The 9,825-nt window shown below is 44.9% G+C and carries 11 protein-coding genes; 10 read left to right on the forward strand and 1 reads right to left on the reverse strand.

Features of this window, described 5'->3' with window-relative positions:
- Positions 1–154: 154 nt before the first annotated feature.
- From IM450_RS16375 to IM450_RS16420, 10 genes are all read left to right on the forward strand, one after another.
- Complete coding sequence (locus tag IM450_RS16375) at positions 155–421, forward strand: hypothetical protein (RefSeq protein ID WP_002765250.1); 267 nt, start codon at positions 155–157, stop codon at positions 419–421.
- A 4-nt stretch (positions 422–425) separates the two neighbouring features.
- The gene (locus tag IM450_RS16380) at positions 426–806 is read left to right on the forward strand and encodes a clan AA aspartic protease (RefSeq protein WP_287664728.1); all 381 of its coding nucleotides are present in this window, start codon (positions 426–428) and stop codon (positions 804–806) included.
- A 131-nt stretch (positions 807–937) separates the two neighbouring features.
- The gene (locus IM450_RS16385; RefSeq protein WP_287709782.1) at positions 938–2,233 is read left to right on the forward strand and encodes a C-terminal helicase domain-containing protein; all 1,296 of its coding nucleotides are present in this window, start codon (positions 938–940) and stop codon (positions 2,231–2,233) included.
- Between the two features lie 225 nt (positions 2,234–2,458).
- On the forward strand, positions 2,459–2,899 hold the full coding sequence (locus IM450_RS16390) for a DUF29 domain-containing protein (protein WP_002799947.1): 441 nt from the start codon (positions 2,459–2,461) through the stop codon (positions 2,897–2,899).
- Between the two features lie 56 nt (positions 2,900–2,955).
- The gene (locus IM450_RS16395; RefSeq protein ID WP_287664733.1) at positions 2,956–6,273 is read left to right on the forward strand and encodes an Eco57I restriction-modification methylase domain-containing protein; all 3,318 of its coding nucleotides are present in this window, start codon (positions 2,956–2,958) and stop codon (positions 6,271–6,273) included.
- Positions 6,273–6,578 (forward strand): hypothetical protein, encoded by a 306-nt coding sequence (locus tag IM450_RS16400; protein ID WP_002781857.1) that lies wholly within the window; start codon positions 6,273–6,275, stop codon positions 6,576–6,578. Before IM450_RS16395 ends, IM450_RS16400 begins: the two co-directional genes overlap by 1 nt.
- Positions 6,566–6,793 (forward strand): hypothetical protein, encoded by a 228-nt coding sequence (locus tag IM450_RS16405; protein ID WP_002781858.1) that lies wholly within the window; start codon positions 6,566–6,568, stop codon positions 6,791–6,793. The genes IM450_RS16400 and IM450_RS16405 overlap by 13 nt, the downstream gene beginning before the upstream one ends.
- Positions 6,794–6,904: 111 nt before the next feature.
- A complete protein-coding gene (locus tag IM450_RS16410) occupies positions 6,905–7,321 on the forward strand; it encodes a XisH family protein (protein ID WP_151695786.1) in 417 nt (138 codons plus the stop codon).
- Positions 7,309–7,644 (forward strand): XisI protein, encoded by a 336-nt coding sequence (locus IM450_RS16415; protein ID WP_002799944.1) that lies wholly within the window; start codon positions 7,309–7,311, stop codon positions 7,642–7,644. Before IM450_RS16410 ends, IM450_RS16415 begins: the two co-directional genes overlap by 13 nt.
- Before the next feature lie 842 nt (positions 7,645–8,486).
- A complete protein-coding gene (locus IM450_RS16420; protein WP_002737990.1) occupies positions 8,487–9,191 on the forward strand; it encodes a Holliday junction resolvase-like protein in 705 nt (234 codons plus the stop codon).
- A gap of 336 nt (positions 9,192–9,527) precedes the next feature.
- Here the strand turns inward: IM450_RS16420 and IM450_RS16425 are convergent, their stop codons facing one another.
- On the reverse strand, positions 9,528–9,701 hold the full coding sequence (locus IM450_RS16425) for a hypothetical protein (protein ID WP_287664740.1): 174 nt from the start codon (positions 9,699–9,701) through the stop codon (positions 9,528–9,530).
- Between the last annotated feature and the right edge of the window lie 124 nt (positions 9,702–9,825).

Here is a 9,825-nt window from a genome sequence, read left to right on the forward strand (position 1 = left end):
CACCAATAGATTTTTGGGAACGTACCATGCCCATGGATTGAAGCTGTGAGTCTAAGTACGATGCCGCTCTGGTGGGCCTAGTTGAGGAATGTTAGGGAAGATTCCCAATGTTTGGTTAAAATAGAGGGGCAAAAGTCGCCCCAGGGTCGCTTCAATGACAGTTAGACAACCCCGCTACAGTAAAGAAGAATTCGCTCGACGTGGTAATGAGATTTATCAATCTCAGGTACGTCCCCAAGTCGAGGAAGGCAACTATGGCAAAATTGTGGCGATCGATATTGAGACAGGAGCCTTTGAATTAGCAAAGGATACGATGACTGCTTCAGACCGATTGCTAGAACGTTGCCCCGACGCTCAAATCTGGTGCGTTCGGATTGGTCATAGAGGAGTTCATCGCTTTGGTGTCGGTCGTTTGCAATAACTCTATGATGCAAGGAATTGTTGATCAAAACTGTGAGGCGACTATCCGACTGGTCGTAGGCAATTTAGATTCACAGAGGCAAATGATCGATGCTGTCATTGATACAGGATTTACAGGTTTTCTGACTCTGCCTTCCTCAGTGCTTGCCGATCTCAACTTACGCGCATATAGACGTGAAGAGGGAATCCTGGGGAATGGAAGCACTTGTATTTTCGATGTGTATCGTGGTTTAGTTATTTGGGATGGAGAGTTGCGGCGAATTGATATAAACGAATCGGATACAGAACCTTTGGTTGGTATGGGTTTACTCTACGGCTATCGGATGCAGCTTGATGTAATCGAGGGTGGTACGGTTACAATCCAGGCATTGAGCAGTTTAAGTTGATCCGTGGGTCACTGTCTAACCAGCCCTAGGGTGCGTTCCCTAATGGGGGTCTTACTGCTCCACCGATCGATTTTGGGGAACGCACCATGCACATTGATTGAAGTTGTGAGTTTAAGTGCGATGCCGCTCTGGTGGGACCAGTTGAGGATGGCAAGCTGGTAGCATTGGTAGATTTGCTTCAACAGCAACATCCTACAGATAAGGTGCTAATTTTCACTCAGTTTGCCGATACCGCTCGCTATCTGGCAACAGCGTTGCAGGCCCAGGGCATCACTCAGATTGGTTTGGCGACTGGACAATCGACTGACCCGACGGCTCTGGCTTGGCGGTTTAGCCCCATCAGTAATGAAAAATCCATCCCAGCAGCCGAGCAATTACGGGTGTTGGTGGCGACGGATGTGTTGAGTGAGGGGCAAAACTTGCAAGATTGTGCCATCATTCTCAACTACGACTTGCCCTGGGCGATTATTCGTCTGATTCAGCGGGCAGGACGGGTAGACCGGATTGGGCAGCAGGCGGACGAAATTCTCTGCTATTCGTTTTTGCCTGCGGAGGGGGTGGAGCGGCTGATTAACCTGCGGGGACGTTTGCGCGACCGCCTGAACGAAAATCAAGAAGTGGTAGGCACCGATGAAGCCTTTTTTGAGGACGAACAAGCGCGGGAGATGCTGCTAAATCTTTATAATGAGCGATCGGGGGTGCTGGATGAAACCGATGAAGGGGAGGTGGATCTAACCTCCGAGGCGTTGCAGATCTGGCAAAGTGCGATCGATGCCAACCCTGCCCTGAAAGGGATGATCGAAAAACTGCCCGATGTGGTGTACTCCACACGGGAGCATGAATCTACAGTATCTGATCCAGAGGGTGTGTTGTTGTACCTCCGCACGGATAGCGGCACCGACGCTTTGGCATGGGTGGACAAGGACGGTAACAGCGTCACCCAGTCTCAGATGCGGATTCTCCGTATGGCGCGGTGCAGCATGGATACCCCAACCTTACCCCGCCATCCCCAGCACCATGAACTCGTGACACGGGGGGCGGAACTGATCGCGGAGCAAACCAAAACTGTGGCGGGTACCCTGGGCAATAAGCGCAGTGCGGCGGCGCGGACTTATGATCGCTTGATGGCCTACACCCAACGGATCCGTGAAACCACGCCTCTACTGGCCATGGGGACGGAATGGGAAAACCGGTCACGGGCGATCGAAGAAATCAACCAGCATCCGTTAAAGCAAAATGCGGTCGCAACGCGCTCGCTACGCGAGATCGCCCGCCTCAACAGGGAACTTAAAGCAGGCATCAGTGATGAGCAGTTGGCAAAACTGGTGACATTTCTGCGAGAGCATGATGCTTTGTGTGTGATCAACCCGGAGGAACGGCAAGACGGAGCACGAATTATTTGTTCGATGGGATTATTTAGAGGCTAAAGTAGAGGCAGGTTCCCAGTATTTCCCCCTGTTGAGAAAACAACCTATGACTGAAACTAAGTAGCTGGTTATAATTAAATTAAAAATGGATTTTGCCTTTAATCCCCCCTTGATCCCCCCTTGATAAGGGGGGTGCCGATCCCCCCTTAGTCCCCCCTTTAATCCCCCCTTAATAAGGGGGGCATCTGACAACTTTTAACGCCTACCTACTTAGGAGAAGAAACGATGCGATCCAATCTCTATGAAACAGATTTTTATGCTTGGACTTTGGAGCAATCTAAGTTACTCCAAATAAGCGATTTTAAGGGATTAGATATTGTGAATTTGGTCGAGGAAATTGAATCTTTGGGTAAACAACAGCGGCAAGAATTAGAGAACCGTTTAGCAATCTTGCTTGGTCATCTTCTTAAGTGGGACTACCAGCCCGAACGCCGTAGCAAAAGCTGGAAAGCTACTATTCGTGAACAACGACGAGCGATTCAAAGACTGATGCAAGCAAACCCTAGCCTCAAGCCTTATCTAGAAGAGGCGATCGCCTACGCTTATCAATCTGGGATTGATCTAGTGGTGCGCGAAACGCCCTTGGACGATCAAGATTTACCCGCCGATTGTCAGTACACACCAGAGCAAATTTTCGACCCTAATTTTCCTCAGACTTTGAACTAGGCTTGACATCATATTTCCAGATGTATTGCTGATTAATTCTCCAAGCCCTTAACTCTATGCCACTGAATCGCCAACGCGCCCAAAAGTATCTCCAGAAGTTTGATTTTGAGTCTCTGTTCATTGAAGAATTGGGCTGGGATACGGTCGATCGCGTCACGTTACCGTTTGAGGTGGATGGCGAACCCTTTGAGGTGGTTTCTATTACTCAAAAGCGCGGCTTCACTGTATTCAAGTGCATCACCCCAGAAATTCCAACCCGTCCAATCCGGGTGAAGCTCGATCGCCAACTGACGGACTACAGCAAATCCCACCTGTTGGTATTTGGCGATGAGGGCAAAACCCAACAAATTTGGATGTGGGTGCGGCAAGAACTGGGAAAACCCCTCGCCCCTGGATTTGAGCAATATCAGGTGGGGCAGTCGGCGGAGCGGTTGTTGCAGAAGTTAGAGGCGTTGGCGATCGCATTTGCGGAAGAGGAAAAGCTAACCCTGGTGGAAGTCGCCGGGCGAGTCAAAAAAGCTTTTGATGTCGAGAAAGTCACCAAGAAATTCTTTACCCGATTTGAAAAGGAACACGGGAAATTTCTTCAATTTATTCAAGGTATTCAGTCAGAATTTGATTGCATCTGGTATGCTTCGCTGATGCTCAATCGGCTGATGTTTGTTTATTTCATCCAAAAGAAAAACTTTCTGGATGGCGATATAAATTATTTGCGAAATCGGCTCAAACGGTGTCAGGCAGAATTGGGAACGGATAGGTTTCATTCGTTTTATCGACAGTTTTTGCTGAAGCTGTTTCATGAGGGGTTAGGCAAGCCCGATCGCAATCCTGAATTAGACAAACTCTTGGGCAAAATTCCCTATCTAAATGGCGGCTTGTTTGAAGTCCATCAGTTGGAGGAAAAGTATGACAGCACCCTGCAAATTCCCGATGCAGCGTTTGAGCAAGTCTTTAACTTTCTTGATGAGTACGACTGGCACTTAGACGACAGACCACTTCGCAACCAAAACGAAATTAACCCGGATGTACTGGGCTACATCTTTGAGAAGTACATCAACCAGAAGCAAATGGGGGCGTACTACACCAAGGAAGACATCACCGAATACATCAGCAAGAACACGATTCTTCCCTTTTTGTTTGACCAAGCAGAGAAGGGCTGTCAGGTTGCGTTTAAGCCAGAAGGGGCGGTATGGGCGTTGCTGCGGGAAAATCCTGACCATTACATCTATCCAGCCGTTCGTCAGGGTGTAGATATCGAACTCCCGACTGAGATTGCCGCTGGCATTGAGGATGTCTCGCAACGAGGCAGCTGGAATAAGCCTGCTGCCGATGGATTTGCCCTACCCACAGAAACCTGGCGGGAGTATGTGGCGCGGCGCAAGCGGTGTTGGTCACTGCGGCAAAAACTGGCTGCAGGAGAAGTTACCCAGATCAATGACCTGATTACCCACAACCTAGATATTCGCCAATTCGCCCAGGATGTGATCACCAGTTGCGAAAGTTCGGATTTGCTGAAGGCATTGTATCAAGCGATCGAACAAGTCTCGGTGTTAGATCCCACCTGTGGATCGGGGGCGTTTTTGTTTGCGGCGTTGAATATTCTGGAGCCGCTTTATACAGCTTGTTTGGAACGGATGCAGGGGTTTGTCGATGAGGATGATCTGAGGCTCTCACAGGAACCAGAGGCAAAACCGCGTTATGAATACTTCCGCAAGGTGCTGGCAGAGATGGCGAAGCACCCTAATCTTCGCTATTTTGTGCTGAAGTCGATCATGCTCAACAACCTCTATGGTGTGGACATCATGGAGGAAGCGACGGAAATCTGCAAGCTGCGGCTATTCCTGAAGCTGGTGGCGCAGATGGAACCCCAACCCAAGAAGCAAAACTTTGGACTGGAACCGTTGCCGGATATTGATTTTAATATTCGGCCGGGTAATACGTTGGTGGGGTTTGCGTCGCTGAATGAAGTTTGCGAGGCGATGGCAAGGGATACCCAAACCGGGCAAGGTCGTTTAATTTTTGATGATGGGGTGTTGAATCGGATTGTGCAGGGTGCGGTGGCGGCGGATATGGAGTTTAAGCGGTTTAAGTCGCTGCAAGTGCAACATTCTATTGCGGGTGCGGATGTTGCAGAATCTAAGCGGTTATTAAAGGCGGCTTTGGCACAATTGCGGGAGGAGTTGGATCGCTATTTAGCTGAAGAATATGAGTTGGGTTTGTCGAAAAAGTCAGGGGCTTTTCAGAAATGGAAGGAAAGTCATCAGCCGTTTCATTGGTTTGTAGAGTTTTACAGCATCATCAATCGCGGTGGCTTTGATGTGATTATTGGCAATCCACCTTATGTTGAGTACAGTAAGGTCAAAAAAATCTATTCTATAAGGAACTATAAAACAGAATCTTGCGGTAACTTGTATGCTTATTCATTAGAAAGAGCGGCAGCAATACTTTGCCACGGAGGAAAACTGGGATTTATTATTCCCGTGGCATCTGTTTGCACAGATGGCTACACTTCTCTGCAAAGGATGCTACGAGAAAAAGGTGGTATAGCAATTAGCAACTTCAATGATCGTCCGAGCAAGTTATTCGATGGACTTGAACATATTCGATTGACAATCATTTTATGGAAAAAGCAGAATGAAACAAGAGAAATATGTACAACAAAATACAATAAATGGCAGGCTATTGAAAGAAATAGTCTGTTTGAATGCCTGACTTATTCGGCTTGTCCTGATCAATTTATCATTGACGGATCTATTCCTAAAGTCCACTCTCCTATCGAACAAGGCATATTTAGTAAGCTTGTCAGGCAGAGAAAAACTATCGAATATTTTTTGCGACAAAATGGTTCTTACGAAATTAATTACACTCGAAAACTTAGTGGTTTTGTTCAAATCTTAAACTTTATACCTAAGATTTATGATTCTGCTGGTGAGAGCCGTTACCCCTCAGAACTGAAGGTTGTTAAATTTGATACAAAAACTACAAGAGATGTCTACTTGGCTCTACTGAACTCCAACCTGTTTTATTGGTTCTTGACCATATATTCTGATTGCAGGAACCTTAATAAAAGGGAGTTGATGATGATTCCTCTTGACTTTGAAGATATATCTGAATCTATAGTTCTGAATCTTTCAACCTGTTGCAACCAACTCATGAAAGATTTTTGTGATAACTCAAAAATGCTTGAAATGCGGTATGAAAAGCTGGGTAAAATGACAATCCAATGTATCTATCCAAAATTTTCAAAACCCATAATTGACGAAATCGATCGCATCCTTGCCCAACACTACGGCTTCACCGAGGAAGAACTCGACTTCATCATCAACTACGACATTAAGTACAGAATGGGCAGAGACTCTGGAGGGGATGATTGATGAGTAAATTTGAAATTCTCACTCCCCTCAACTTCACCGTCCGCACCTCAGAAGAATATTGGCAAAAACTAATCGTCAAACATCCAGACATTGCCGATCTCGAAGCCGAAGTCAGACAAGCACTAAACAGTCCCGATGAAATTCGTCGCAGTAGCCGCGATCCAAATCTGTTGCTGTTTTACCTGACTTTGAAAGAAAAGCGATGGGTCGTTGCCGTCGCTCGACGTTTAAATGGAGATGGATTTCTAATCACAGCTTACCAAACTGATGCAATCAAAGAAGGAGAAACCCTATGGCGCAAGTAAAAATCTACTACGAACCTGAAATGCAACTGCTCACTGTTTTCTGGCAACCGCCCCGAAAAAATCAAATTGCCACAGAACTTGGGGATGGCGTGATATTAATCAAAGATGAAACAACAGGCGAACCGATTGGCATGGAAATTTTATCCTATCATCCTAGCGATAACCGCTTTGATGCTGTCAGCGTTGAGATGGGTCGATTGGCGGGTATTTCATAAATGCGTCATCGCCCAACACTACGGCTTCACCGAGGAAGAACTCGACGACCTCATCAACTACGATATTAAGTACAGAATGGGTCGAGATAGCGGAGGAGAGGATTAGGATCTATGCCAGCCAAAGATATTTATCACGACAACTGCAAACAAGCTCTGATTAAGGATGGTTGGATCATCACCCACGATCCCTACAACCTAAAAATTGGCAGAAAAGATCTGTTCATTGATCTGGCAGGTGAAAAACTCATCACCGCTGAAAAAGATACCCAGAAGATCGCTGTCGAAATCAAAAGCTTTATCAGCCCTTCTGAAATTCGCGATCTTGAAACGGCTCTTGGTCAGTACGTCTTATATCAAAACATTCTGAGCCGAATTGACCCTGAACGCACCCTCTACCTAGCCATCCGTGATGCCAGCTTCTTAAAATTATTTGAACAAGAAGTCGGACAAATTCTTTTAGAGAATCAAGTTTTAAAGCTGTTTACATTTAACCCTGATCAGGAGGTTATCACTCGATGGATCGCTTAAATACTTATCGGCAAATTATCCGTAATGTTCTCAAACCTTACGCTGACATTACCTATGCCAACGTCAACGTCAAAAATCGTGCTGCCTTTGATCCTGAAACTGACCAGTATATTATTTTGTCTGAAGGTTGGGATCACCAGCGCCATTTGCATAGTATTTTACTGCACCTTGAAATTGCCAATGGAAAAGTTTGGGTGCAATATGATGGCACCGAGGATGGTATTACCGATGAACTCCTTAAAGCAGGCATTCCCAAAGAAGATATCGTGCTTGGTTTCCATGAACCCGAAGTTCGACTTCATACGGGGTTTGCAATTGCCTAAACTTAGAATCGATCGCATCCTTGCCCAACACTACGGCTTCACCGAGGAAGAACTCGACGACCTCATCAACTACGACATTAAGTACAGAATGGGGCGCGATAGCGAAAGTTAAAAGTAAAAAGGCAAAAGTAAAAAGTGAAGAGAAAAGAAAGAAATGAGAGGTGAACTATGATTGGATGGTTAGTGATTAAGGCAAAGCATCTATTGTTACCTAAAATGTCGGATGAATGCCCCCGCTACATTTTTCGACAAGATACTCACCTTTGCGGGGGATGAAATCCGACCAGAATATTAGCAACGGAGCATCGATTTGATTCTACCATTTGTGAGTAAACTGTGTTATACCAAATCCGTTGAGTATGGGATACTTTTGACACTCCCGCCGTCAAGCTGACACTGTGACGGGGGATTATTGATTCACCCCAAACCCGCTTTTTGGTACAAGTACCAACGAGTCTTACAGTTTCTCCCCAAGCTTGAAATTCCCACTGTCCATCAGTATTTGTTGACAGTATTCTCATATCATTAAGAGTGTCGAAATAATAGTAAAATTTTGTGACAAAGTGCAGTCAGATATAAGAATCTTTGCTAGAATTCTAGAAGGATTCTGTGATCAGTCTCGTTAAAAGAGATTGTTTGCAGTAAACTAATCTGGCTAACAGGCTTTTGGGGGTGATATAGGGAAAGTTAACCCATATCGTTACTCTGGAGAGTGTTATATAGAAAGTTGACCTATAATATGTAGTTAGGCTGCTCAAATTCTCGATTGAGACCTTATTTGGTGCTATCTGAGGGGTATTCCTTAATTGATAAAGTCGAAGAAAAGCTGTTGGGCTTGAATAATGGAAATTGTAGTTTCATTACTGCTGGGCATAATTATTGGTAGTGCGGTCACGTATTACGTTTTGCAGAAAATAAACCTGAGAAAAACCGTTAGAGAATATGAAACTCAAATTCAAGTTTTAAAAGAACAGCATCAGCAAGCCCTTAAGGATGCCAGGAATAGAAGCTTAGATGGAAGTCGCGCTGTTATAAAGGGGAAAATAGCAGAGCAGTTAGCACCAGTTCTTCCAAATTTTAAGTATTTGCCGTCAGATGCTAGATTTATAGGCGATCCGATCGATTACGTTGTTTTTAATGGTTATACAGATATCAAAGATAACGGTGGTAACGAGAACAATCTAGAAGTTGTAATTTTAGATGTTAAAACAGGGCAAGCAAATCTATCCCAGTTGCAACAGGCTATTGCGAAAGCAATCAATGCGGGGCGAGTACGCTTTGAGGTGGTTCGACCTGAAACTTCCAAGCAAGAAGGTGCTAGAGCTTACGATAAGTCATCAGAAGAAGCTTTGCCTAAAAAGTCTTACAGCATTAAGGACATTCAGAAAACGCACCCGCGTGCTTATGAGCCTTGGACTAAAGCTGAAGATGAGCGGCTAAGGCAACGTTACAAACAAGGTATAGTGATCAACGATTTAGCTAGGGAGTTTCAAAGAAAGCCAGGAGGTATTCGTTCTCGGTTGAAGAAATTAGGGTTGCTGCAATAAACCGCAGCCTAACAATCCCTTTGGAGTTGAGGAATGTTAGCCCTAGGGTGCGTTCCCTAATCTGGCTCCCACTGCTCCACCGATCGATTTTTGGGGAACGCACCATGCCCATGTATTGAAACTGTGAGTTTAAGTGCGATGCCGATCTTGTAGTGGACTGTTTCAGCTAAAATAGGGCAATAGATTTTGGCTTAAAGTCTTAGATTATAGAATTTATAGCATTTTTCTAATACACCAAATTAGCTGAAACAGTCTAGTAGGGTGCTAAAACGCGCGTGTAACGCACCTTTTTCAAGTCAGCTATAATGTCGGTTAGACAATGCTCTTATGAGGCGTTTAACCATCAGATATACATTCATGAGCATATTGTTCAACCAGTAATTCGATTATTTTTTCATAAGGAATTTGCTTTCGATCTGCTTGAGATTTAAAGAAGCTTACACTTTCTTCTGTTAATTCTAATGTTACTTGATTAGTTTTGGTTTTACCTTTAGCTGAACTTCCCCCCATACATATATACTATAATAGCCGAAAACCCTTATCCATCAATGGATGTAACCCCTTAACTTTTCTTAATGTACCCATGTAATTTGTAACATTTCTTAATGGACAAGAATTCTCTCCATTTGCTAGA

The organism is Microcystis sp. M083S1 (genome assembly GCF_020246405.1).
Classification (GTDB): domain Bacteria; phylum Cyanobacteriota; class Cyanobacteriia; order Cyanobacteriales; family Microcystaceae; genus Microcystis; species Microcystis aeruginosa_C.